Genomic DNA, 24,347 nt, shown 5'->3' on the forward strand with positions numbered 1-24,347 from the left:
ACTAGTCCGGTTTTCTGAATATGTAAATAGTGTTCGATGTATATTTGTCATTAGGAATGATTTCGACATCCATTCCACAGGCGACTGCTATTTCCCGTAGTTGAGTTTCGGTGGTGAAGTGTAATTCTCCGACCGTCCGGTTAAAGTTGAAAATACGGGTGGATAGTAATTCCGTGAACCGGGTTAACCGGTGCTTGGAAGCGTTGGCTGAATTTCCGTCGCGTATGATAATCATTCCTTCTGAACGTAAGCGACCGGCACATTTCAACAATAGGGCTTGTTGATGTTCGTAGCTCATATAGTGAAGCATGTCGTTCAGGATAAAGACATCACTTTCCGGCAGGGGATATTCCAATGCATTGCCATGCTTGAACTGGAGATGCTCGTTGCGTAACCATCCGTGCTGCGCCAGCGCTATCTTGTCTTCATCGTAATCAATACCCAGGATTTCCCGGTCCTCGGAAAGCAGAGACAGCATATAGCATAACGGGCCGAAGCCGCAACCGATGTCTGTGATTTGCCCTTGGACGGGAATCAACCGGTTGAATAGCCGGTAATTCTTTTCCATTTTTACTTTGATACGGATATACCATTCTACGACGGGACCTTTATAGATATAGTTCTGGATAAGAGCTTCGTAGAACGCCGGATTGTCCGTAGTGTTCTGTTCACGGCAGATACGGGCATAAACCTCTTTCATGTAAGCGGATATGCGTTTGGTACGCTCCTGATAAGTACTTCCGAAAGACAGATCGTCTAATGGTATACGGGGAAGTATTTCCGTATAGATGATTCCTTTCCGAATATTGAAAGGTTGTGCTTTGGCAATGATTTTGTTATTACCGTAAAGCAGGATCGGGAGAATATCCAGTTTCAATGCTTCTGCCAGATAGAATGCTCCTTTGTGGAAACGTTTCATCTTTCCGTTATAGGTACGTGTGCCTTCCGGGAAAATGGCGATGGAGTAGCCCTCCTTCACTTTTTTCCGCATCCGTTCCATATATTGCTCGTATCCTTCGCCTATATAATAGAAGTCGACATAACGAATGATGGCTCCGAAGAAAGGAGAGTGCCATACCCAATGGTTGGTTACCATCAGGATTTTAGACGAAAGAGACAGCAATACCAGAATGTCGATGAATGACTGGTGGTTGGCAATGATAATTGCCGGATGCCGGAAGCGTTCGTTGGCTTTGTTGATATGTTCTTTTTTGACGGCGGTGGCCAGTAGCAAAATTCCTTTGCAGGTGATTTGTATCAGGCGGCACACCAAACGCTGCTTGCTGCTTTTGCGCACAGGCACCGGATAAAGCAGGATAATCAATATACGGAGGACGATGCAGCCGATAAAGAAAAGCAGGAAGAGCAACACGGTACGTATCAATCCGATAAGCGTATAAGGCGGCAATCCTTTGGAAGCGGGGCCTGCGATGAAGAACCGGAAAATGAGTGGCTGAATGGTATAGGCCACCAATACCACTGCTATCATACCCAGAATGGAAATCAGTGAAATGGATTGCAAAGCCGGGTGTTTGGCAAACACAAGTGCTCCCATACCGACCACTGTGGTGAAGGCGGAGAAGAAGATGGCTGTTTTATGGGAATTCAACACCTTCTGACCTGTACGGTATTTGTTTTGTAGCCCGTCCATAATGAAGATACTGAAGTCATCTCCAATGCCAAAGATAAAGGTGGACAGGATGATGTTGATGATATTGAACTCAATTCCCAGAATTCCCATTAATCCTAAGATGATTACCCAGCTGATTAGCATCGGGAGAAAACTCATCAAGGTAAGTTCGATACGTCCGTAGGAGAACCATAGTGCAAAGAATATCAGGAAAGAAGAGATGTACAGAATCAGGTAAAAGTCGTCATTGATGGCCGATACCCATTTGTTGGCAAAGTAGGAACGGTCGAAGATGACTACATTCGGATCTTTATTAAAGTTCTGGTACACAGCTTCCTTATTCGGTTCGCTGATCCGTATCTGGCTGATAAGCATGGTGATGGAATCGGCAGAGGTTTGCCATTCATTCAATAGCTTGCCGGATAAATCGTCTCCTTGCGCGGTGTAATGATATTCACCGAAAGGTTGGTTCATCCATTGATAAAAAGAATCAAAGCTTCCCGGACGGAAACGATATTCGGCAGCAGCTGTTTCCAACTGTTCACGAACTTGTTGCTGCTTTTCATCCGTCCAGTAATCTTTCCATTTCTTCAGGCGTTTCTGCTGTTCTTGCGGAGAGATCAGAAACTGTGAGGCGGAGGCATACTCTTTGATGAGTCCCTGCTCTTTCAGTGCCGATAACTTCTGATTGGTCGTTGCATAAGTTTCGGTAGCCTGATTCATGTCTTTGCCCACACTGACAAAAAGCACGGTCTTTTCGTCGTTGTCGAAGAGTTGCAGTAATTTTTCTTCCGATTGTTGGAGATGGCGGGGCTCATAGTTGAGACTCATCATATCGTTGTTGAAGCCTACCTTTTGCGAAGTAAACAAACAGATCACTGTAATGAGTAGGATGCCGCCTACCAGCCATTTATTCTTTTCGTAAGAATAAGCGTTTATTTTCTCGATGACGCGTAGTATGCGTCCCTGTTTGACGTCTGCCTGTCCTTTCAGAAAATGAGGCAGGTAAATGAGGCAGAAGAGGGTAGTGCCCACCAATGCCAGAGAGGCAAACAAACCGAAGTCGCGTAACAGATCGGAACTGGTGAATATCAATCCCAGAAATGCGCCGATGGTGGTGAAACTACCTACCGTAAGCGGATAGGCTATCTCTTTAATAAGTTGTTGCACGGTGGAAACATGGTTCTGATGTGCCAGCATGTGAATGGAATAGCTTAGTGCAATACCCATCACTGCTGAACCGGCTCCCACTGCAATGGCGGAGATACTTCCTTTAATAAAGAAAATGAGAAACAGGGCAAATAATCCTCCGAACAGTACCGGAGTAATAATCAACGGTATCGATCTCTTTCGTTTAAAAACGAGTGAGATAAATACAATGATGATAAGCAGTGCCAGGGAGGAAGTCAGGATGGTATCTTTCTTAATCTGACGGGCGTTGTAGACTCCCACGGAGGGACCGCCGAAATATTCAGCTCGAATGGTAGGGGATTCTCCCTGTACGTGCTTGAGCTCTTCTTCGAGTATCTTTATCAGTTCGTCGTTCTTTCCGGTGCTGCCTGTACTGAATACCGGGGTAATGAACATAAGTAAGGTGGAGCCGTCTTTGGAGAAGATATGTTCGTCATAAATCTCGTAGTTGGCTTCCAACTGGAAATCTTGCAAATGTTTCAGGGCTTCACTTCCCAGTCCGAGCGGGTCCCGGAGAATATAACTTCTTAATGCAATTCCGGCAGGAGAGAGGAGGTTGGTATAATTCTTCTGCATGACAGCCTGTATCCCTTTATCCGTCAGTAAGGAATCGAAGCGTTGATAGTCCGTATCGGTCAGGAAAAGCGGAAGATGTTCATAAACGAAGTCTGTGGCTCCTTGGATGAGGCTTTGGTCTACCTGTGCGAAAATTCCTTTAATCAGTGTTCCTCCGGCTTTTTCAGTCAGGGTTTGTTGCAGTTGTCCGGCTGCTTCTATCAGGGAGTCAGGTTCTACGCGGTGGCAGGTATCTGCCGAGGATAACATAATGATAATCTTATCCTTAATCTTGAGATTGTCGAACACTTTGATTGTGTTCTGGGAATCTTTAGTGTCGGGGAAAAATTGTGTGATGTTCTCTTCGAACCTTACTTGCAGGGCAAAGAATCCCATCAACAGGACACAACTGATGAGTGACAAATAGAACAGAATCTTGTGCCTCTCGAAATAATCATATAGTCCGATAAAAAACTGGGTCATATCTTTTTTTTCCTACACGCCGTGAGCAGAATGAACGCGATGGTTCCTGCCAGTATGCTGCATACGACTGCAAAGATAACACTTCCTATTAAATATTGCTCTATGACTGATTTTACATTTTCAAAAGAAAGTTCGTTTAAATGCAGATTGACAGGATCTCCCAGCACTTTACAACCGGTCACGTAACTGCCGTACAGCAAAAATGGAATCATCGGAGGGATGCTGATATTGGCTGCTACAATAGCTATGACTTTATTCAGTCTGAACAAATGTGCCAGAAATAACGTGATTAGCATTTGATATCCCCATACCGGAACGATACCCATGAATACGCCGAGTGTGATGGCAGCCGTGATCCGCAGATTAGATTCGGGGGAGTGGGTGACATGATCCGAGAAAAACTGCTTGCAGTTCTTCCAGTTCAGTTTACGGAAGAAGTTTCGGGGGATGATCCAAAGGAAAGTGACGAGTACCAATATTGTATTCAGGATACTGATACGGGTGAAATCACGGAACGGTCGGAAATGAGAAACCCGCTCTTCCTGTGGCGGATAATAAACATGTACCGGAATGTTTTTAACGCTAATGCCGCCCCAGGCTGCAAAGACAAGTGCTTCCAACTCAAATTCGTATTTGGCGGTGTAATACCACTTGTCTACATTCATTCGTTGGATGGGGTACAGGCGGTAGCCGGATTGTGTATCTTGCAGTTTGATACCTGTTTCGAGGGTAAACCAGAAGTTGGAAAACTTATTGGCAAATGTATTCTTTCCCGGCATATTGTCCGAGGCGAGGTTACGGGCACCTACCAATAATGTGTCCGGTTCTTTTTCTATGGCTTCGATCAATGCGGGAATATCCGAAGCGAAATGCTGTCCGTCAGAATCAATGGTGATTGCATACCGAAATCCTTGCTTTTTGGCAAAGGATAGTCCATGTCTCAAAGCTACTCCTTTTCCTTGATTGACAGGGTGGGTGATGGTATGTAAGTTAGATTCCCGGCTAAGTATTCCGGCAGTTTCATCTGTAGAACCGTCGTTGACAACAAGGATATCGGGGGCGTAGAAACGTACACTTTCTATGACGTCCGCCAGTGTCTTTCCATTGTTGTAACTTGGGATGATAACGATGATCCCTAATTGGTTCAACTTCTCGTGCCAATAGGCTGTACTTATTTGTTCTTTCATGCTTTCGGGGTAAGTGCAGCTTTTAGTTTAATGAAATATTCGCTCTTTACGGTATGCCCTTCTGCACAGTTCTCTTCTATACTGCTGTCCTTTATACTGCTTTCTTTTACAATGTTCTTTTTCACAGCTCCTTCTTTTACACTCCCCTCCGCCTGCAATTGAAGTGTACCTTCTTCTGTCTCTTTAAAAGTCAGTGCAACCGAAATGTACGGTGTTTCTATAGGATTGATAGCCGAAAGAAACTTGCAGGAAGACACTTGTGCTATTTGCAACTTTTGCTGGCGAATGTCTTCTACACATTCCTTGATAAGTTGTAACAGGCAAACTCCCGGAACTACCGGATGTTCGGGGAAATGTCCCTGATAAACAGGATGCCCGGGATTCAACTTTATCTGGATAGTCCAGATCGTTGAGTCCGATGATTCGGAGGAAAGGATGGTATAGAAGTTATCAAGTAGCATATATTAAATCTCTTTAGATAGTTTGTCCAGACGGATCGTTAACCGAATCCACGGATGTTTGATTTTTATTTGTGCGGGATCGCCCGGAGTATTGCCAGTGATGTAGACCACTGACTTTCCAAAGCCTTTTCCACTGGTTCTTTTTTCAGTAGCACTGTCTTTGGTCGCTTTCACACGAGTACCTTTCTCACTTAAGAACAGACGTCTGAAATCCATTTCCAGAAGTTTCAGCACCTTTTCCTTTTTCATGGGTTCAATGCAACTGTTGACAGTAAACTGATCGTTGCGAAGAGAAAAATCGAAAAGGCTTAGTCCGAAGTAGGTAGACGCTACGATCCGGATTTCGTTATCAGGCATACGGCGTACTATTAGCATACCGCTCATGTGATGTTTCATGAAATCCAGTTGGATATTGTATTTTTGCGAGCTTTCTCCTTGTGTCAGTTCGATAGCGGGAGGCACGGTGCTGCCTTCCCCGCCCATTCGTGGAGAGCAGGAAGTCTGGATCTGTATCCATAAGAATAGCAGAACCGTCAGACTAACGAATCGCAAACTTCGTCTCATTCTTCAGGGAGTTGAACTTTTTATTATAGAATTCGTATTCTGTATAGTTTGTGGCTGTTTCGGACAGACGGAGTTTGTGTACCGACATGTCTTTCTTGTCCAGATAGATTTCTATACCGGCAATATAGGCTTGTACTGCTTTGTTGGTCGGTTTTATTTTAACCAGATAGTATCGTGCATCTTCAAAATACTCCAGCTGGTAGTTGGACGACATTTTAGACAGGTCGCCTATCATACACGCGGTCAGCATATCCTGCATCTGTGCCATCATTTTGTTCGAACTAAGGTTCATGATGCTTTTCTTGCCATCTGAAACGATTTTGAGCTTACTGCCGTTTATCACGATGAGATAATCCATCGGGCGGAAATATTCCATGCAGATTTTATTGCTTTTTTGGTAGTAGAACTTCCCTTTGGAAGTAACCTTCTCATCGAATACATCGAGATATTTCACTTGGGTGAAATCGCTTTCGATGGACTCTACGGTTTGCGCCTCCTTTGCCAGGCGGCTTTCAAACTCTGTCTTTTGTGGCATCTTTTTCATGCTCTGGGCATGGATAGAGGCTATAGACAAGAAGATAAGCGATAAATATATTAATAAAGTTCTCATACCTTTTTTTATTTTATGCCAATAGTTTGTCCGGACGGACAACTGTATATCCTTGTTCTTTCAGCAAATCCAAGATTTGTTTCACTAGCTGGTCGCTGTCCGGCATCCGGTCGTGCAACAGAATGATGGCTCCCGGTTCAAGACGTTTCCGAATTCTGGCAAGGACTTTATCCGGTGCTTGTTGTGTATCCAGTGTACGGATGCTCCATCCTATAGAGGTATATCCTAACTGTCGAACGGCTTTCGCAATCGTTGGATTAGTGACACCGAACGGTGGACGAAACAAACTAACCGGCTGCGAAGTTACTCGTTCTAGTTCACACTGACAAGTTTGCAAATCTTTTTTCATCTTGGAGAGCCCGTATAGTGGGAATAAACCGGAATGGGTATACGAATGATTTCCAATCAGATGACCTTCTGCTACCATTTTTTGCAAGATTGCTTCATTCCCTTTTACCTTATGGCCGATACAGAAGAAACAGGCGGTTACCTGATATTCTTTTAGTACCTGAAGAACTTTGGGAGTCTGTAGGGAGTCGGGGCCGTCATCAAAAGTCAGGGCGACAATCTTTTCCGCAGTATGCTTTTTGCAAAATGACCGGAGGTAAATTCCCGATCGAATGCTATAGGAAGCATAAACGAGAAAAGACAGGATCAAGAGCAGGTAAAGAAGGAGGCAAACGATTATCATACGCTTTTCCGGATTAGAATCAATGAATGATTGATGGAGTGGTGATGATTGTAAATCAATATATGGGTAGGGGGAGTGCAGTTTGCCGATTTGTTCACTGCTTTCCATATCGCATACGATGTTGCGGTAGGATATTCACCACATTCATCCTTAAAGCTAAGATGAACACTTTCCGGGAAAAGGTTTGTTTCAAGCTCTTCATAAATAGAGTTGTCATTGTCGACAGTTTGCTCGTGAGAGTCATCTTGATTGTGTTGCTTCTTGTTTTTCCCGGTAACCAACCACTGAATATCCTGACATTCTAAACCATTTCGTTGCAAAAAACGGATGATTCGGGAGCTGATTTCTTCTGTAGTCTGTTTCCCGATGAAAGTTTCGATTCCCTGTATTTCAGCCAACGGATGCTCTCCGGCTTCCCGACTTAACAGGAAGAATTGAGCACCTTCTCCGGCTGCTATCCCTTTCAGCATTCCCAGCCGTTGCTGAATCGTGTAACTGGTTTCTGTCATTTCATCGATGGCTCCCACAAGTATATTCTCGCTTCCTTCTCCTATTTTCATCATAGCGTCCAATAAAGCACTTTCAAAACTAAGTCCACGGTGGACATAAGTCATGTTGTAGGCATGTATTTGATGAATCAGAGCTATTTGTGCACCGATTGTATTGAATGTCGACTGGATGAAAGGAGTAGGATTCAGCATCCGCTCTTCATTATCCAATAGGTTGTTCAGGAATTTTTCCGTGTCTGTCAGGCAGCCCAATCCTGTTGCTGTGATGATTCCTTGTATCTTTTCAGGAGATAGTTCACCCATACATTCCAATCCGCAGGCCACCCCCATTTTTACGATACGGCTCATGCGTCTGCGCAAGGTCGCATTGGTGATAATATCCTTATAGTCGGGTTCGCAAGCCTGAAGATAAGGGTGATTATTTTCTGGTGAATGATCCTTTTGCGGATGAATGGAAGCGATGCGTTGAATATAAACTGGCTGCATAGGCTTAAATACTTAAAGGTGCGTTCATGCTGGAAAATTCGTTGCGGAAAAGAGGAGCGATGAATCATTTCCTCCGAAACCGAAAGAGTTGGATAACACATGTCGGATGGGGATTCCTTCTTGAAAAGAAGTTTCCGGTATCAGTCCTATTCCTGATTTCTGTTCCGTTTCCGGCATCGCCTCCGTAAAATTCAGATTAGGATAAATCATACCTTTATCTATTGAAAGAACGGAGTAAACAGCTTCAATTCCTTCGGAAGCTCCTAAGGTATGTCCGATAAAGGCTTTTACCGAACTAAATGGAGGAACGTGTTCTCCAAAGATTCTTCGGAGTGCCATACCTTCTGACGCATCATTGCCGGGAGTACCTGTTCCATGTACATTGATATAATCGATTTCTTCAGGAGAAACGCCACTGGAAGCGATAGCTTCGCTCATTGACAGAAAAGCACCGTTCCCTTCGGGAGAACTTCCTGTTTGATGATAAGCCTCATTCGTATTGGCGTAACCGCTAAGTTCACAATAAGGAGTTCTTTGGAGTGAACTTTCCGGTTGAAGCACTAAGTAACCGGCGCCTTCTCCCAGATTTAATCCGGTACGTGAGCGGTCAAAGGGACGGCAATGTGTTTTGTCCAAAATCATCAGGGAGTTGAATCCATTGAGCGTAAACCGGCAAAGTGCATCTGTGCCTCCCACGATAGCGGCATCCAGTAGCCCGTGTTTAATCATTCTTGCTCCCAGCATGATGGCATTGGCTGCTGACGAACAGGCTGTACTGATGGTGGTTATAAAATCATTGATACCTAAATACGAAGCAATCAATTCCGTACTGGCTCCGCAGTCGTGTGAAATCACTTCCCGTAATCGTCCCTGTCCTGGGTTTTTCTTGAAAGATTCATAGAAGTGCTCGCTCAAATCCATACCGCCAACGGAAGTGGCGGAAATAAAACCGATACGTAATGATCGCTGGTCTTTTTGCGAGGTTAGCGGCTGATTTAGTAGCTGATTTTCTGGTCGGTTGGGCGATATGCGCAAGTTTAATCCCGCGTCATCCATTGCTTCTTTGGCTGCCATCATTCCCAACAAGGCCGTACGTGATACAGTGCGTTGTGGAGGTAAAGATAATAGTTGTTTCAGTTCCTCATTGCTACGTTTCACTTCGGATACGGGCACATCGAGAGCAGTCGGAAAAAGAGTTACTTTTCCGATGCCATGCTTTCTTTGTCTCAACGCTTCTATATTTTTGGAAACTCCGATACCGATGCCCGAAACAACTCCCAATCCGGTGACGTATATCTTCATCGGTTAAGCTTTGCGATTAGCAATGATGTAGTCTGCCAGTGTACGTACCGAGTAGAAGATTTGTTTTCCTTCACTGGGGTTCTCTATCTTTATACCGTATTCGCGTTCCAGAATCAGGATGATTTCGAGTGCGTCAATGGAGTCAAGGCCAAGACCTTCGTCGCCAAACAGAGGGGCTTCATTGTCAATATCTTCCGGAGTGATTTCTTCAAGGTTCAACTCTTCGATTAGTTTCCCTTTCACTTCGTCCATCAGTTCTCTTTTGGTTTGATCTAAATTATCCATAAATCGTTGATATATTATTAAGTTGTTTAAATTCTGCTTGATAATGTCCGTCCAGTAGTTCGCACCAGCCTATGATACAGGTATGTAACTTGCCTTTCGCCATCACAATCCTTGCATAATCCTCTAATGAGGCAGTATCGGATTGTCGACGGACAAAGAATGTATTCTCTCCCTGAATCTTGTGCCGGATACAGATTTCTCCCAATACTACATTGGGGAGAGTGTAGACAAACACGGCAGGACTGGCTGCTTTGTCTCCTTCTTTACTGATGATCGCTTGATGTTTGCAGTCCGTATCCAGAGAGGAAGAAGCATTGGCAAGAATGATTCCAATCTCTTCCGGACGGTAGTGTGTATCTTTCAGTAAATATTCGGCAGCTACATATCCCAGCTTACAGAGGTTGTCCATCTTATAGAACTTCATATTGTTTTCTCCCAGATGTTTGTATGCTTCCCGGATGAATGGTGCAAAGTCAGTTTCCAAAGAACTGAATACAGTTGTTCCTTTACTTTCTATTGCTCCCGGTCTGATTGTGACCGTGTTGCCCGATTCCACCACTGCTTTGCAAGCTGGCGGAGTACTCGCTTTGTCTGTGGCCTGCAAGTTTGCTTTCTGTTTCAGATGAGCATCGGGGAGGGATAATACCAGTGCGGCATTACAGCCTCCGAAACCGGAAGCGGTTTTGATGCAGCATTTCATCGGCATCGGTTGATGAGTGGCATAGACAGTGATAGGCATGGGAACACCGAGTGTTTCATACCCTAAAGTTCCGTAGTATCTTCCTTCTTTTAGTTGTTCTATGCAAAGTATGGTTTCAATAATGCCCGAAGCCCCTAATGTATGACCGAAATAGGGTTTAAGGCTATTCACCGGGACTGTGGCTAATCCCGCCAGATGTATGGCTTTGGATTCCATTTCGTCATTGTAAACCGTGGCTGTTCCGTGTGCATTGATAAAGCTAATGTCTTCGGGGAGTGCTCCGGCTTCTTCCATTGCCTGATTAATAGCTAGAGCTAAACCATCCCCTGTTCGGGAAGGACCGGATATATGGTTGGCGTCATTACTGATTGCTCCTCCGGAGAGAATAATATGATTCGCGTTTCCTTGAGTTTCTAAAAGAACAGCTCCACAGGCTTCGCCCAGGCTTAATCCATCCCGTTGTATATCGTATGGTCGGCAGGGGTGTACGCTTACAGAACGGAACGATAGAAAGCCGCTGGTAATGAAATGAGAAAGAATATCCCCACCTGCCACAATCACTCGTTTGTAACGTCCTGATTCTATCCATCTCTTAGCGACGATTAGTGCCGAGACTCCTGATATACAGGCATTAGAGATGACCTCTACCTGATTTGTCGCTCTAAAGAAATCTCCGATTCGTTCCGCCATTTTCCAAAGAAAAACCGGACTGTCAGCAGAGATTTGCTGTGGAAAGGCCGATTGTTTTGTCCGGTCACTCAATAAATCTATATTTCCTTTAGTGGTAGATAATAACAAGGCGCAATCCGGCTCCCGCAAGTCGGCTCCCGATTGAGAAATAACCTCTTGGATAGCCAGTATGAATAATTGCTCCATCCGGGTATAATCCGTAATCTGCATCAGTTTCGCCCGTTTTTCCAATTCCACAGAATCAATCATTCCCGCCAATAGGGGATGATCGGAAATTAGGCCGGCTTCTTGCATACGGATTCCGCTTCGGTAGTTATGGATGGCCTCCAGATTTTCCGGGATGCCGAAACCTAACGAACTAATCAGCGTATGGGCTGTGATGTATATATTTAAAGGATATTCCATTTCTTTTTCCATTCCAGATAAAACGGAGGATTCATAAGCTCCAATTCTTTATTCAGGTTCAGGAACACTTGTATGGTGCTTCCGGTAGCTACTATACTCTGGTCGGTAGCCCGGTAGATAACGTATTCAAATTTTATCTTGGCTGCCTCACAGGCAATATAGCGCGTCTCGACAATCGCTTCTTCACCAAAAGATAGTGATTGTTTGAACTGACAGGTGAGATCCACGATAGGAACCATGTATCCCTCCCGGTAAATACTCATATAATCCAAACCATACTGTTTGCCAAAAGCTTCTCTTCCATCTTCAAAGTAGCGCACATACTCACCATGCCATACAATCTGCATGGAGTCTATTTCGCTGAACCGCACTCTGAAGGTAGTCCGGTTAGTCAAAGCTGCAACCTGTTGATTCGTTTTCCGTTTCATTCTTTTTTTATAAATATTTTCATCCTGCATTCAGCTATCAGCTTGTCTTCCACTTTCACTTGTGCAGAAATCAATGTAATGTCGAATACCTCCTGTACAACGGTAATCTCCGTAAATAGTTTCATCCCGATCTTTGGCAAATCGTAGATTTTAAGTTTGTCTACCGAGCCGATAAACCCTAACGGTACTTTTTCACCCTGCCGGGTATAAAGAAATCCGATACGTGCTGCTGCCGATTGAGCGATGTGTTCAATAATTCCCGCCTCTTGCAGTTTTCCGGTTTCCGGTTGTTCGCTTCCTTCTTGCAGTTTTCCGGTTTCGCAGAAAATATTATCAGCAGTAACAGTCAGTCCGGAATAAGAATGATTCTCTTCGATACCAAAGAAACTGTCCACCATCACGATGGGCGGACGCTGTGGAATCAGATTGAGTATTCCTTCTCCTTGTATGATAACTTCCCTGTTGTTCATTTCAATCTACATTGTACAATGCTGTGTCCCATTCCTAAATGGTCATCTATCTTTTCGACTTCCAATCCCGCTGCTTTGATGCACCGTTCCATATCATCCGAATGATACATTTTGCTGTTACCATTTGCCATGGCTGTGAAATAAAGACTGATTTGTGTCAGGCAATAAGCGGCTGTGTCAAACTTTTGCCGATTCCAGAAAGTTTCCATGATATAGAGGCGGCTCTCCCGGCTCATAGAGCGGGCTGCACGGGTCAGTATGCTGGTTACTTCTTCTTCCGAGAAACAATCAAGGAACTGGCTCATCCAGATAGCATCGAACCCTGTCGGGAAAGGAACTTCGGGATCGAGCAGATTGGCGCCATACCCGTGGATACGCATTGCTCCGGGCAGTTCTTTAGTTTGTTGACGCATCATCTCCAATTGTTGCGGAAGATCCATAATAGTTACTTCCACCGCGTCGTCATAGCTTACGCACTTGGTTGCCCATCGACCGGTATTACCTCCCACGTCCAGTAAAGTCTTGGGATGACGGGCGAAAACAATCGCCAAAGCTTCGTCAAACGAGCAATCCGAGTAATAATGATCGAAACCGAACCAGCTCTTTTGTACTTGTGAGGGTAAGCTTGACAGTCCTTCATAGATGGTACTCCATTCGCCGAATACTTTCAGCCCTTCGGGACGTCCGTTGGTGAGAGCCTCTTCAAGATGGAACATTCCCAGATAGTTGACATCGTGGTTGAAATCCATATTGACACGTACCATCTTGTCGTTGAGCAGGAACCATCCGGCTTTGGCAAGGCGGTAACGGTTTTCGTGCTGCAATACCGTACCGATGGTTAATGAGGCTTCCAACAAAACTTGTGTCGCATAGGAAGACAACCCACAAGCCTTGCTGATTTCTTCTTGTGTCATGCCAGCGCGTTCGTCGGCCAGTAACTGAAAAATACCGAATTTGAGCATAAGGCGTGATACCTGAAACACGACGGGCCCGAAAGCTATTTCTTGTGCCAGGCGTTGTGCCTCTACCGCGGTCAACGGTTCCTTATCATATTGATTCTGTTGCATCTTTATTTTGTTATATCTTTCTATTTCAATCCTTTGAGAGCGAACCGTCACTTGTGGTTTCCCAGAATGAGTAATAGTTAAACCATTGTTCCGGATAGCGTTTCAGTATCTGGTCCAAAGCGGCCGTATATTGTTCGAGCAGAGCTGTCTCTGCTTTCTTTTCTTTGGTTCGTATGACTGGTTCCGTCCTTATAAAATGAAAACGGTAGGTTCTGCCCGGCTCTCTCATGGCAAAGTAGAATACCACCGGAACTTTCATTCGCGAACCAAGCAGGAAAGGACCGGCAGGGAAAGGAGCTTTCTGTCCCAGGAGTGTTCCTGTCAGCAGTTTCTCTTTATTCAGATAACGGTCGCCCTGGAAGCATACATATTCTTTCTTGTTTAATGCCTCGGTAATACGGAAAACGTGTGTCAGGTTATCTTCGTTGACGGGGATAATCTTAAAATCCTTGTCCTGACCATTTTTCTCCAATATCTCTTTGATTCTACGATGTTCGGCATCATACATCACGATATTGATTTTCTTTCCGTAATCATCGAAGAAAGGAACGCCTATTTCCCAGTTTCCCACATGGGCGCCAATCATAATCACTCCCTGTTCGCTGTTCAGCAATTGCAGAAATTCCGGATACCGTTCGAACTCGAACCGGTATTGATCGACTTTTCCGTTGCCAATAGCTACTTTGTCAATCAGGATTTGCCCTAACCGGTAATAGTTGCGTAGCAACATACCCAAAGAGCGTATTCGGTTGTATTTCAGAATGTGGCGGGCATAAAACCAGGTGCTTTTGGTGGCTTTTGGAGCAAACGGTATGAAGTACAATACTACCAGACTTAGAAATATATAAGCGGCAGTAATGCCCAGATACTTAATCAGGTAAATAAAGAATAAGTATCCGAATGTTCCTCCCCGGGTTTTGCCTTTCCACGTCGACATATTTACTTGGCTTCCTGCATACGGGTGATAACGAGATCGTAGAAGTCCTGGAAGGTTTTGATACCCGCAAAATCTTGTCCGGTTACGTTGAAACCGAAGTTCTTTTCTACCAGTACCACCATATCGACCAAGTCCAGGCTGTCCAGTTCAAGAGTTTCCATTAACGGTGCATCCGGCTGGATAACGTCGATGTCTACTTCAAACTCTTCTGCCAGAGTGGTTCTTATTTTCTCGATGATTTCTTCGTTTGTCATATATCTGTTTTCTTTAGTAAATTATGGATTGATTTTGCGTATGATTAGTGTGGAATTGGTTCCTCCGAATCCGAATGAGTTGGAAAGGAACGTATCAAATTCCAGGTTTACCCGTTGGGTAGGTATATTTAATTGTGCAGAGGCCTCGTCCGGTTCCTCGAAATTGAGGTTGGGAGCGATGAAACCGTTGTTCATCATGAGGGTGGAATAAATCACTTCACTGGCACCGGCCATCCACATTTCATGTCCTGTCATAGACTTTGTGGAGGTCACATACGGGTGATGCCCTTCAAATACTTCTGCAATGGCTTTCGCCTCGTTCAAGTCACCTACCGGAGTTGAGGTGGCGTGTGCATTGATATAACTGATCTGTTCGAGTGCAATCCCTGCATCTTTGATAGCCATTTGAAGAGAACGTTTCGGGCCGTCCACATTAGGCACGGAGATGTGATCTCCATTGGATGAAAAACCGTAACCGATGACTTCGGCCAGAATGGGAGCTCCCCTTTTTACAGCCGATTCATAACTCTCTAATACCAGACTAGCGGCTCCTCCACTCGGAATCAGTCCGTCACGTCGTTTATCAAAAGGTTTCGAGGCTTTCTCGGGGACTGCTTCCTGGGTGGAAAATGCGCTTAGTCCGTCGAAACTTCCTACTGCATAAGGATTGACTTCTTGTGCGCCACCGCAAAGAATACAATCCTGCAATCCCGATTTTATAAGCAGGTAACCCATGCCAATAGCGTGAGAACCGCTTGCACAGGCTCCGGCAATGGTGAAGTTGACCCCTCTTAGTTTGAAAATAACCGACAGGTTCATTGTCACGGTGGAATTCATCGACTGGAAAATAGAACCGGAACCTACCAGTGCAGTGTTTTTCTTTTCACGAATGATGTCCACTGCATTAATAACAGGAGCGGCACTACTATCATTGCCATACAAGATACCCACTTCATTGGCTTCGAGAAAATCCTCATCAATACCGGCATTACGGAAAGCTTCTAATGTAGCGAGATAAGCATATTCTCCCTGCTCCGGTAGACAGAGACGTTTACGGCGGTCCAACAACTTCTTCAAATCGGGACGTTCCAATATCCCCGTTAATGCAGAAAAATAGCCCAATTCTTTCCGTACCGGGTCTATGCCAATTCCCGATTTCCCATGATATAGTGAGTCTTTTACTTCATCCAGATTCTTGCCGATGCAAGAGTAAATCCCCATTCCCGTGATAACAACTCTTTTCATTATTTTGTCTATTCTATGCTTTTATTTTAAGTATATAGTCCTCCGTTGATGGAAATCACTTCTCCTGTGATGTAGGATGAGGCTGGAGATGCCAGGAAACCGACCAGGTCGGCAACCTCTTCCGGAGTGCCGAAACGTCCCGCGGGAATATGTTTCTTCCATTCGTTCTCATCAATTCCTTCCGTCATATCCGTACGGATGAATCCCGGAGCTACTGCATTGACTGTTACTTTCTTCTTGGCAACTTCCTGTGCCAGTGCTTTGGTAGCGGCTATTACGCCACCTTTGGCTGCGGAGTAATTGGCTTGGCCGGGCATTCCCTGAATGCCCGACAATGACACGATATTTACGATACGTCCATAACGTTTGACCAGCATATTCTTCAATAAAGGCTGTGTCACGTTGAAGAATCCGTTCAGGCTGATATCGAGCACTTTGCTCCATTCTTCTCCTGTCATCCAGAGCATCAGGTTGTCTTTGCGGATACCTGCATTGTTTATCAGTACCTCGATATATTCGTCAGGGTGTTGGGAAGCCCAGTTGCCCAAAGCAAGGGTGATAGCGGCAGGGTCGGTCACATCGAACTTCATCAACTCGCCATTACTTCCTTTTTCCTGTACTAACTGCAACGTTTTCTCCGCTTCTGCGTCGTTATTCTGATAATTTATCAGTATAAAGTAGCCCATTTCCGCCAGTTTACAACTGACAGCACGGCCGATACCTCGGCTTCCCCCGGTTACTAATGCATATTTCATTTTATATCTCTTCTTTTTTGAGATAGTCTATCATCATTTCTATCTCTTTATATTTAGGTGTGTCATTGGTAAATACAGGGAAGAAACTGCGTATTTCTTCATAAACCTGCCGGCTTTTGGGGCTTAGGCGATCCTGTATTTTCAGGCAGTCGATAGCTTGTGCCATTCCCATGAACTGGATAGCCATCACCTGATAAGAATTCTCAATGACTGTTTTTGCTAATAGAGCCGAGTTGGTTCCCATGCTGACAATATCCTGATTATCATTGTTGTTGGGGATACTGTGTACATACATCGGATTTGATAATGTCTGACATTCCGCTGTGGTGGAGGTTGCAGTGAATTGCGAAGCCTGTAAACCATAGTTCAATCCAAGCACTCCCAAATTTACAAACGGAGGCAGGATGCCATTGATACGGTCGTGGAACAGATAGTTAATCTGTCTTTCGCAAAGCATAGTCAGTTTGGTCATAGCAATTTTCAACTTGTCCATTTCGAAAGAAATGTAATCTCCGTGGAAGTTGCCGCCATGATAAATATTTTGTGTATCCGGATCGACAATCGGATTGTCACAGGCGGAATTTATTTCGTTTATTAATACTTCTTCCGCATTCTCCAGTTCATCGTAAATAGGACCGAGTATTTGCGGAACACATCGCAAGGAATAATAGGGCTGTACTTTGTGTTCGAAGATTTTCTCTTTATGCACCTGGTTGTATAGCTCGTTCTCCCTTTGAAGCACGCATTTACTGCCTGCCACCCATTCTCTCATCATAGCAGCTATCTCTTGTTGACCTTTATGATGCTTGGCCTCGTTTAATGCCTGTGCCATAAAATCATCATAAGAGGCGGCAATCTCATTCATCATTACAGAGGCAGCCACCGACCAACGGAGTAGCTTTTTTGCATAAATCAGATTGACAATACCGATGCCTGTCATTACAGAAGTACCGTTTGTAACGGATAAACCTTCACGAATACGCATGGAAAAAGGTTTCAGGCCGTTTTCCTGAAGCACCGTAGCTGCGTTACACAATTTACCCTGATAAAAAACTTCCCCTTCCCCTATTAACGTCAGGGCGATATGGGCCAGTTGTACGAGATCGCCGCTGGCACCTACACTTCCGTGTTCGGGTATGAACGGATAAATTCCGCGGTTGATAAATTCACAGAGGAGAGAAACCAGTTCCAGATGCACTCCTGACTTCCCTTGTAGAAAAGTGTACAAACGGGCAATCATAGCTGCTTTTACATAAAGTTCGGGAAGCGGTTTGCCGGCACCGGTGGAATGGCTTCGGATGATATTATACTGAAGGTCGATCAATGACTGATCTTCTATTCTGTATTGTGCCATTGGGCCGAATCCCGTATTGATACCATAAATAATCTTATCGCTGGAAAAGGATTGCAGAAAATCGAAGCTTTCCTCTACTTTTCGAATACATTCTTCAGAGAGTTCCAGCTTTTCATTATCAAACAATACTTTATGAAGGGTATCTAAATTTATACTTTTCTCAGCTATCATTTTCTGTACTAGATATTTTATGCCTTAATAATAAGATGCAAAAATAGGCAATTTCTGTTATATAGCGGACATGAATCAGGATAAAACTTTTTCAGGGAAGTTGGTTTTGCTTGTTTTGTTTCTCATTCGTGGGAGATTTGTTCCCCGGTACCGCTCGATGCCTTCATTGGTGCCGGAGGGTGTCTTCATCGGTGGAGAGAAAAATCAATCTATGCTTTTTGTAAATCCCGTCCTTCATACTTGCAGATCGCTTCTATCCATTCTTTGGTCAGTGGCATGGACTCATGTCTTTCAAGATCGAAAGTAACCATGATGGACTTGCAAACGCATTTCACTTCATTGGTTTTCGTGTCAATGACTTGTTGAACCAGATGAAAGCTTTTGGTACCTATCTTAGAGACGGCTGTTTGTACAGCTATGTGGTCCGATGCGAAAATTTGCTTAACGAAATTCGCTTCGATATGAACAACGACAATACCAATCTTTTCCCAATCTACTCCCGGGCATACCGAACCGAAGTATTCAGTCTTTCCCAAGTCGTAAAAAGAGAAGTAAACCGTGTTGTTGACGTGACCAAATTTGTCTACATCATTGAATCGCAATTGGATAGGTAATGTGTGATGAAATACGATTTCTTCCATTGTTTTCTCTTAAACGTTTTAAATTCGACACAAAAATAGCACTTTTACTTTCTTGCTTGAAATTGGGGCAAAGATAGATATTTCTGACGATTCTATTCTTGGAGACGGGGGAGAAATTAGTTAATAATCGTTTAAACTGTAGTCTTGGGACGTTTATTCTGACTTCTGATGTGTGGAAACAATCAGAAGGATGGAAAGGGACTTTTAAATACGGATTATTCTTAACTTATTATCTTGTGGAATATATCCACATTTTTGTGGAATTTTTGCACAGGATCGTGCTTGAAACTTAATCTGGCTATTAATGCTTTTTTCTTTATTGCAAATTATTTATGTGTTTGAAAATGAGTGATATGTTCTCTTTGATTAAACTCGATAAGTCTCGATGTATCAGTCTTTTGTTATGCTTTTGGCACATAAATTGCCTAATATTGATGGTAATCTATCCTAATAACTATTCTAATTTTAGAACAATAATGGAAGTAATAATGAAAAACAAATGGCTATTATGCATTTTTTTAATGCAGTTTCTGCCTTTCGGATTATTCGCGCAGGTTGCTCCTCCTCTTGAAGAACAGAAGACAGAAATACAGGAAGCCCCGGAAAATAACAATGAAGTTACGATAAACAGCGATACTACCACCGACGGGGATGCTGGAAAGACAATCAAAGGAGTGATTAACGATGAACAGGGAGAGACAATCATTGGTGCTTCCGTCATTATCAAAGGTGAAGATACCGGAACTACCAGTGATATGGATGGTAGGTTTACTCTCGAAGCCCCGGAAGGAGCGACTTTGGTGATCTCTTATATCGGCTATCATACGCAGGAAGTAAAAGTCAGAAAGAGATCTCTTCTTCGTGTTGTGTTGAAAGAAGACAATCAGTTGTTGGATGAAGTGGTAGTGGTAGGATACGGAACCGTCAAGAAGAGTGACCTTACGGGTGCTGTGTCCGGTGTATCCAACAGACAATACAAAAATCAACCTGTACAACGGGTTGAAAATATACTCCAGGGTCGTACTCCCGGTGTAGAAGTTACTGCTACGAGTGGTATGCCCGGAGCAAGTATGAAGGTGCGCGTTCGTGGAACTACCTCTATTAATAAAAGCAGTGATCCTTTATATGTGATTGACGGTATCATCTCTTCCAGTGGCTTGGACGGTATTAACCCTTCTGATATCCAGTCGATGGAAATACTGAAAGACGCTTCCTCCACTGCCATTTACGGTTCCCGTGGTTCGAATGGCGTTATCCTGATAACCACCAAACAGGGTAGTGAGGGAAAAGCACAGGTAACGTTCGATGCATCGGTAGGGCTTTCGACTGTCAGAAAACAGTATGACCTGCTGAACGCTTACGAATATGCAACTGCACTGAATGACATTCGCGGATCGTCTACTATCTCCGCCGAAGATCTTGAGGCTTATAAAAATGGAACGAAAGGAATTAACTGGACTGATCTTCTGACTCGTACAGGTATCACCCAGGATTATCGGCTCGCCATATCCGGAGGAAATGAAAAAGTGAAATACCTTATTTCGGGAAATGTGCTCGATCAGGAAGCCATCACCATCATGTCCGATTATAAACGCTATGGAATTCGGGCAAACATCGACTCGGAAGTGAAACCCTGGTTGACAATCTCTGCAAAATTAAACGCATCCAGTCTTCACAAACACAATGAAGGTGGGGCGAACTGGTTGCATGTCACTAACTTTTCGCCTACCATGGAGCTGAAAGATCCCGAAACCGGCGTGTACAATACAGACCCGTATAATATGATCGGTTCCAGCCCTTACGGTGAAATGATAGTGAACAATAGCGATAGCTATAGCTATAATTTAAACGCCAACCTGACATTGCTGTTTAAGATCATGAAAGGACTGACGCTTTCCGTTCAGGGAGGTTATGACTACGATAATAGTCCTTCTTATTCTTTCCGGTCGAAACTGGATTCACCGGGTGCTATCAATAGCGCAAGCAATACCAACGCATTGCATAACTATTGGCAGAATACTAACAATCTGACCTGGCAAAAGCAATTCGGAGATCATAGCTTCACTGCCATGGGTGTATGGGAAATAAGTCGTTCGTGGGACTCACAACTAAAGGGAACCGGTTCCAATCTGAACAATGAAAGTGTTGGGTACTGGAATCTTGGCAATGCTGCTATCAGAGATGCGAGCAATTCATACACGGAATTTTCTTTGGCTTCCGGTATCGTGCGTGCTAATTACGATTATAAGAAACGATATTTTATTACCGCTGCATTAAGAGCTGACGGTTCTTCTAAATTTCAGGGAGACAACAAATGGGGATATTTCCCTTCCGCAGCTGTGGCTTGGGATATTGCACAAGAATCTTTCATGAGCAACCAGCACGTGCTCGATCAGTTGAAACTGCGTGCCAGCTTTGGTGTCACCGGAAATCAGGATATTGCTGCTTACAGCACATTGGGTATGTTGTCGGGAGCATCTTACGGCTGGGGAACTTCCACTTCCTCTACAGGATATTGGGGATATCAGTTTGCTACACCCGGCATTACCTGGGAAAAGACTTACCAATATGATTTGGGATTGGATATGAGTATCGGAGGCTTTAATATTACAGTGGACTGGTTCAAGAAACAAACGAAAGATCTGCTCTTTCAGAAACAGGTGCCTAAATATAACGGAGGTGGTACTTATTGGGTGAATCAAGGAAAACTGAACAATACCGGAGTCGAATTATCCCTTACCACTTTCCCTGTAAAGGGAGCTGTGACATGGGAAACCAGCCTGAATGCTTCTTATGTGAAGAATGAAGTAGCAGACCTCGCAGGAGATGACTTTGTACTCACTGCTAACTATAGCGATTTGGGAGGTCCTCTGCAGATTATGAAGCCCGGTTATCCTATGGGATCTTTCTATGTCTATCAATGGAAAGGATTCGATGATAAAGGCGCTAATCTTTATCAGAAAGCAGATGGTAGTCTGACAACGAATCCGACTTCCGATGATTTGGTTGTGAAAGGACAGGCAAGTCCCAAATGGACAGTAGGTTGGAACAACACTGTTACTTGGAAAAACTGGACGCTGAATGTATTTTTCAATGCTGCCACCGGATATGACCGGTTGAATATCAGCCGTTTTATGGCGGCATCCATGACTGGTGTTTCTCGTTTCGTAACCTTGCGTGATGCCTACTTCAAAGGATGGGATCATGTTGCCAACAAAGCGGACGCTCTTTATCCGAGCCTTACCAATACCGACAACAAGAGTTATGCTAATTCGGATTTCTGGCTTGAAGATGCTTCTTTTATCAAGTTGAAGAATATCAGCCTCTCGTACCGCATTCCTCGCCGTGTACTGAAGTTTGCAAGTGTACAACTGTCTGTCAGCGCACAGGATCTCTTTACAATCACCCGCTACAAAGGAATGGATCCTGAAGTGTACACCAGTTATGACGGACTGGATTACGGTGCTTATCCGATTCCTCGGACAATCACCTTTGGAGCCAAATTCAGATTTTAAACCGTGTATTAAGACAATAACCGTATGAAAACAGCATATACCTTTATAATGAAAGCCTTGCCTGTGCTTCTGGCAGCTTTGTGTTGGACTTCGTGTAGTGATTTTCTGGAAGAAGATCCGAAAGGGCAGTTACCTTCGGATACCTATTTCAGTAATAAAGAAGACTTGGACGCTTCGCTGACGGCTCTCTATTCCGTGATCGCAAGTTCACAGGCTAGTAATAATCTTTGTGGAACGAACTTCCTGGTGGGAGATGATATCTCCACTCATCCTTCCAGTAATAAACAACCTCTTCGTGAACACGACCAGTTTGATGTGAAAGACAATAACTCGTGGTTGTCCAGTATGTGGGAGCAGCGTTTCAAAGTCATCAAGGCTGCCAATTTTATCATAAATAATGCGGAGCGTACGCCGGAGGTATCAAAAGACGATATAAAAGTGGCTATTGCACAAGCACATTATTGGAGAGCCTACTCTTATTTTTATCTGGTGACCACTTGGGGACGGGTTCCCATCATGCTGAAAGAAGAAATAGATTATAATGCTCCGTTGAAGACGGAAGAAGAAGTGTACGAATTGATTCTGTCTGACCTGAAAATAGCAGAAACCGATTGCCCCGTACTGTACACGAAGGAACCGTATGGCAGAAATGGAATGAACATTGCTGTAAGTGAGGGAGCCGTAAAAGCAACGATGGCTTATGTCTATATGTGTATGGCAGGATGGCCGCTTAATAAAGGAGTAGAATATTACAAGCTGGCTGCCGCCAAAGCCAAAGAAGTGATAGACGGTGCAGATGGTGGTAGCTACTATTATAAACTGCTGCCGGAATATAGCCAGGTATATTCATGGGAATACAACAATAAGAATACGGAACTTCTGTTGGGTATCTATTATAATAGGGATGCAGCAGGACAATCCGCTCCCTTGACCGATTTCCTGCAAGATATGAAACAGGCCGGTTGGGGAGATACGAATGGAGAAATTAATTTCTGGATGAACTTCCCCGAAGGTCCTCGTAAAGATGCTACGTATTTCCCGAAAATCATGCTTAGCGACGGGAAACTATATGATTGGTGGTATGATACCGATCCTGCTTCCCGCGAGGTAGTGGCACCTGTCTTTATGAAGACCGTGGAAGGTGCTGTACGCGGAACTGAATTTGATTATACAAATCCTGCCGTAGTCAATGCATCGGGGGAGAAAACATTCCAGTTATTACGTCTTTCGCAAGTATATTGCTGGTATGCCGAAGCAACAGGCCGTGCAGGAGAAATCAATGAACAGGCGGTTAAAGTGTTGAACGAAGTGCGCAACAGGGCAGACGGTGAAAAAACAAATAGATATACGACGGATATGTCTCCTGATGAACTGGCGGAAGCAGCCTACAATGAACATGGTTGGGAAATGGCCGGTTATTATTGGGGCGGTATTGCGAGCAGAGCCAGGGATATGTTCAGAATGTACCGGTATAAGGATCATTTTGAATTCCGTAAGAAAAATGAGCCTATTGAAGTGGCGCCCGGAGTTTTCAGGAAAGAGGCAGTAGCAGTCACCGGAACTTGGGATGACAGTAAGATGTATGTTCCTTATCCCTATGAAGATGTGATTTTGAACCCGAATCTGGACAATAGTTGGAAGAACAGATAGCGTTAGGGGTTGATTTTTTGAATGATCTGTTTTTTATAGAACGATGTAGGTTATCTCTTAATTTACATCGTTCTTTCTTTTTTGTATGGTTTGTTGTGTCAATCTGTATTT

The 24,347-nt window shown here is 44.1% G+C and carries 21 protein-coding genes; 2 read left to right on the plus strand and 19 right to left on the minus strand.

The window, feature by feature from the left end; all coding sequences use genetic code 11:
* Position 1: 1 nt before the first annotated feature.
* The 19 genes from AB3G73_RS21475 to AB3G73_RS21565 form a co-directional block, all read right to left on the minus strand.
* Positions 2 to 3,859 (minus strand): 1-acyl-sn-glycerol-3-phosphate acyltransferase, encoded by a 3,858-nt coding sequence (locus tag AB3G73_RS21475; protein WP_367745582.1) that lies wholly within the window; start codon positions 3,857 to 3,859, stop codon positions 2 to 4.
* Complete coding sequence (locus tag AB3G73_RS21480) at positions 3,856 to 5,046, minus strand: DUF2062 domain-containing protein (protein WP_367745583.1); 1,191 nt, start codon at positions 5,044 to 5,046, stop codon at positions 3,856 to 3,858. The genes AB3G73_RS21475 and AB3G73_RS21480 overlap by 4 nt, the downstream gene beginning before the upstream one ends.
* Positions 5,043 to 5,507: a 3-hydroxylacyl-ACP dehydratase gene (locus AB3G73_RS21485; protein WP_195648614.1), complete on the minus strand. Its 465-nt coding sequence runs from the start codon at positions 5,505 to 5,507 to the stop codon at positions 5,043 to 5,045. Before AB3G73_RS21485 ends, AB3G73_RS21480 begins: the two co-directional genes overlap by 4 nt.
* 3 nt (positions 5,508 to 5,510) lie before the next feature.
* Entirely contained in the window at positions 5,511 to 6,071 is a 561-nt protein-coding gene (locus AB3G73_RS21490) for a hypothetical protein (protein ID WP_259022182.1), read from the minus strand.
* Positions 6,046 to 6,681: an outer membrane lipoprotein carrier protein LolA gene (locus AB3G73_RS21495; protein WP_148366512.1), complete on the minus strand. Its 636-nt coding sequence runs from the start codon at positions 6,679 to 6,681 to the stop codon at positions 6,046 to 6,048. Before AB3G73_RS21495 ends, AB3G73_RS21490 begins: the two co-directional genes overlap by 26 nt.
* A 13-nt stretch (positions 6,682 to 6,694) precedes the next feature.
* On the minus strand, positions 6,695 to 7,372 hold the full coding sequence (locus AB3G73_RS21500; RefSeq protein ID WP_320975286.1) for a polysaccharide deacetylase family protein: 678 nt from the start codon (positions 7,370 to 7,372) through the stop codon (positions 6,695 to 6,697).
* A complete protein-coding gene (locus AB3G73_RS21505; RefSeq protein WP_367745584.1) occupies positions 7,369 to 8,367 on the minus strand; it encodes a beta-ketoacyl synthase chain length factor in 999 nt (332 codons plus the stop codon). Before AB3G73_RS21505 ends, AB3G73_RS21500 begins: the two co-directional genes overlap by 4 nt.
* A 24-nt stretch (positions 8,368 to 8,391) precedes the next feature.
* Positions 8,392 to 9,669 (minus strand): beta-ketoacyl-[acyl-carrier-protein] synthase family protein, encoded by a 1,278-nt coding sequence (locus tag AB3G73_RS21510; protein WP_195648609.1) that lies wholly within the window; start codon positions 9,667 to 9,669, stop codon positions 8,392 to 8,394.
* A 3-nt stretch (positions 9,670 to 9,672) separates the two neighbouring features.
* Positions 9,673 to 9,954 carry a phosphopantetheine-binding protein gene (locus tag AB3G73_RS21515; RefSeq protein ID WP_004297289.1) on the minus strand — a complete coding sequence of 94 codons (282 nt, stop codon included), beginning with the start codon at positions 9,952 to 9,954 and terminating at the stop codon, positions 9,673 to 9,675.
* Positions 9,947 to 11,749, minus strand: coding sequence for a beta-ketoacyl-[acyl-carrier-protein] synthase family protein (locus AB3G73_RS21520; RefSeq protein ID WP_148366508.1), 1,803 nt, complete (start codon positions 11,747 to 11,749; stop codon positions 9,947 to 9,949). Before AB3G73_RS21520 ends, AB3G73_RS21515 begins: the two co-directional genes overlap by 8 nt.
* Entirely contained in the window at positions 11,734 to 12,177 is a 444-nt protein-coding gene (locus AB3G73_RS21525) for a thioesterase family protein (protein WP_004305454.1), read from the minus strand. Before AB3G73_RS21525 ends, AB3G73_RS21520 begins: the two co-directional genes overlap by 16 nt.
* Entirely contained in the window at positions 12,174 to 12,647 is a 474-nt protein-coding gene (locus tag AB3G73_RS21530) for a hydroxymyristoyl-ACP dehydratase (RefSeq protein ID WP_217721379.1), read from the minus strand. Before AB3G73_RS21530 ends, AB3G73_RS21525 begins: the two co-directional genes overlap by 4 nt.
* Positions 12,644 to 13,714, minus strand: a complete 1,071-nt coding sequence (locus AB3G73_RS21535) for a class I SAM-dependent methyltransferase (protein WP_099146013.1) — start codon at positions 13,712 to 13,714, stop codon at positions 12,644 to 12,646. Before AB3G73_RS21535 ends, AB3G73_RS21530 begins: the two co-directional genes overlap by 4 nt.
* Positions 13,715 to 13,739: 25 nt before the next feature.
* A complete protein-coding gene (locus tag AB3G73_RS21540) occupies positions 13,740 to 14,651 on the minus strand; it encodes an acyltransferase (protein ID WP_186966693.1) in 912 nt (303 codons plus the stop codon).
* A gap of 2 nt (positions 14,652 to 14,653) precedes the next feature.
* Positions 14,654 to 14,905 (minus strand): acyl carrier protein, encoded by a 252-nt coding sequence (locus tag AB3G73_RS21545; protein ID WP_004305450.1) that lies wholly within the window; start codon positions 14,903 to 14,905, stop codon positions 14,654 to 14,656.
* Between the two features lie 21 nt (positions 14,906 to 14,926).
* Complete coding sequence (locus tag AB3G73_RS21550; protein WP_195648604.1) at positions 14,927 to 16,150, minus strand: beta-ketoacyl synthase; 1,224 nt, start codon at positions 16,148 to 16,150, stop codon at positions 14,927 to 14,929.
* 26 nt (positions 16,151 to 16,176) lie between these two features.
* Positions 16,177 to 16,905 carry a 3-oxoacyl-ACP reductase FabG gene (gene fabG / locus AB3G73_RS21555; RefSeq protein WP_004297297.1) on the minus strand — a complete coding sequence of 243 codons (729 nt, stop codon included), beginning with the start codon at positions 16,903 to 16,905 and terminating at the stop codon, positions 16,177 to 16,179.
* Between the two features lies 1 nt (position 16,906).
* On the minus strand, positions 16,907 to 18,430 hold the full coding sequence (gene hutH, locus AB3G73_RS21560; RefSeq protein ID WP_367745586.1) for a histidine ammonia-lyase: 1,524 nt from the start codon (positions 18,428 to 18,430) through the stop codon (positions 16,907 to 16,909).
* 209 nt (positions 18,431 to 18,639) lie between these two features.
* Positions 18,640 to 19,071 (minus strand): thioesterase family protein, encoded by a 432-nt coding sequence (locus AB3G73_RS21565; protein ID WP_004324741.1) that lies wholly within the window; start codon positions 19,069 to 19,071, stop codon positions 18,640 to 18,642.
* 488 nt (positions 19,072 to 19,559) lie between these two features.
* On the opposite strand from AB3G73_RS21565, the gene AB3G73_RS21570 reads away from it, so the two are divergent.
* Both AB3G73_RS21570 and AB3G73_RS21575 read left to right on the plus strand, forming a co-directional pair.
* The gene (locus AB3G73_RS21570; protein ID WP_320980682.1) at positions 19,560 to 22,586 is read left to right on the plus strand and encodes a TonB-dependent receptor; all 3,027 of its coding nucleotides are present in this window, start codon (positions 19,560 to 19,562) and stop codon (positions 22,584 to 22,586) included.
* Between the two features lie 24 nt (positions 22,587 to 22,610).
* A complete protein-coding gene (locus AB3G73_RS21575; RefSeq protein ID WP_259022195.1) occupies positions 22,611 to 24,236 on the plus strand; it encodes a RagB/SusD family nutrient uptake outer membrane protein in 1,626 nt (541 codons plus the stop codon).
* Positions 24,237 to 24,347 lie beyond the last annotated feature (111 nt).

The organism is Bacteroides sp. L008 (genome assembly GCF_040812255.1).
In the GTDB taxonomy this organism is placed as follows: Bacteria; Bacteroidota; Bacteroidia; order Bacteroidales; family Bacteroidaceae; genus Bacteroides; species Bacteroides vicugnae.

Bases quoted from the DNA above. Each gene is read 5' to 3' on its own strand.
- AB3G73_RS21475 (WP_367745582.1), bottom strand. From the start codon at position 3,859: ATGACCCAGTTTTTTATCGGACTATATGATTATTTCGAGAGGCACAAG.
- AB3G73_RS21480 (WP_367745583.1), bottom strand. From the start codon at position 5,046: ATGAAAGAACAAATAAGTACAGCCTATTGGCACGAGAAGTTGAACCAA.
- AB3G73_RS21485 (WP_195648614.1), bottom strand. From the start codon at position 5,507: ATGCTACTTGATAACTTCTATACCATCCTTTCCTCCGAATCATCGGAC.
- AB3G73_RS21490 (WP_259022182.1), bottom strand. From the start codon at position 6,071: ATGAGACGAAGTTTGCGATTCGTTAGTCTGACGGTTCTGCTATTCTTA.
- AB3G73_RS21495 (WP_148366512.1), bottom strand. From the start codon at position 6,681: ATGAGAACTTTATTAATATATTTATCGCTTATCTTCTTGTCTATAGCC.
- AB3G73_RS21500 (WP_320975286.1), bottom strand. From the start codon at position 7,372: ATGATAATCGTTTGCCTCCTTCTTTACCTGCTCTTGATCCTGTCTTTT.
- AB3G73_RS21505 (WP_367745584.1), bottom strand. From the start codon at position 8,367: ATGCAGCCAGTTTATATTCAACGCATCGCTTCCATTCATCCGCAAAAG.
- AB3G73_RS21510 (WP_195648609.1), bottom strand. From the start codon at position 9,669: ATGAAGATATACGTCACCGGATTGGGAGTTGTTTCGGGCATCGGTATC.
- AB3G73_RS21515 (WP_004297289.1), bottom strand. From the start codon at position 9,954: ATGGATAATTTAGATCAAACCAAAAGAGAACTGATGGACGAAGTGAAA.
- AB3G73_RS21520 (WP_148366508.1), bottom strand. From the start codon at position 11,749: ATGGAATATCCTTTAAATATATACATCACAGCCCATACGCTGATTAGT.
- AB3G73_RS21525 (WP_004305454.1), bottom strand. From the start codon at position 12,177: ATGAAACGGAAAACGAATCAACAGGTTGCAGCTTTGACTAACCGGACT.
- AB3G73_RS21530 (WP_217721379.1), bottom strand. From the start codon at position 12,647: ATGAACAACAGGGAAGTTATCATACAAGGAGAAGGAATACTCAATCTG.
- AB3G73_RS21535 (WP_099146013.1), bottom strand. From the start codon at position 13,714: ATGCAACAGAATCAATATGATAAGGAACCGTTGACCGCGGTAGAGGCA.
- AB3G73_RS21540 (WP_186966693.1), bottom strand. From the start codon at position 14,651: ATGTCGACGTGGAAAGGCAAAACCCGGGGAGGAACATTCGGATACTTA.
- AB3G73_RS21545 (WP_004305450.1), bottom strand. From the start codon at position 14,905: ATGACAAACGAAGAAATCATCGAGAAAATAAGAACCACTCTGGCAGAA.
- AB3G73_RS21550 (WP_195648604.1), bottom strand. From the start codon at position 16,150: ATGAAAAGAGTTGTTATCACGGGAATGGGGATTTACTCTTGCATCGGC.
- fabG (WP_004297297.1), bottom strand. From the start codon at position 16,905: ATGAAATATGCATTAGTAACCGGGGGAAGCCGAGGTATCGGCCGTGCT.
- hutH (WP_367745586.1), bottom strand. From the start codon at position 18,430: ATGATAGCTGAGAAAAGTATAAATTTAGATACCCTTCATAAAGTATTG.
- AB3G73_RS21565 (WP_004324741.1), bottom strand. From the start codon at position 19,071: ATGGAAGAAATCGTATTTCATCACACATTACCTATCCAATTGCGATTC.
- AB3G73_RS21570 (WP_320980682.1), top strand. From the start codon at position 19,560: ATGAAAAACAAATGGCTATTATGCATTTTTTTAATGCAGTTTCTGCCT.
- AB3G73_RS21575 (WP_259022195.1), top strand. From the start codon at position 22,611: ATGAAAACAGCATATACCTTTATAATGAAAGCCTTGCCTGTGCTTCTG.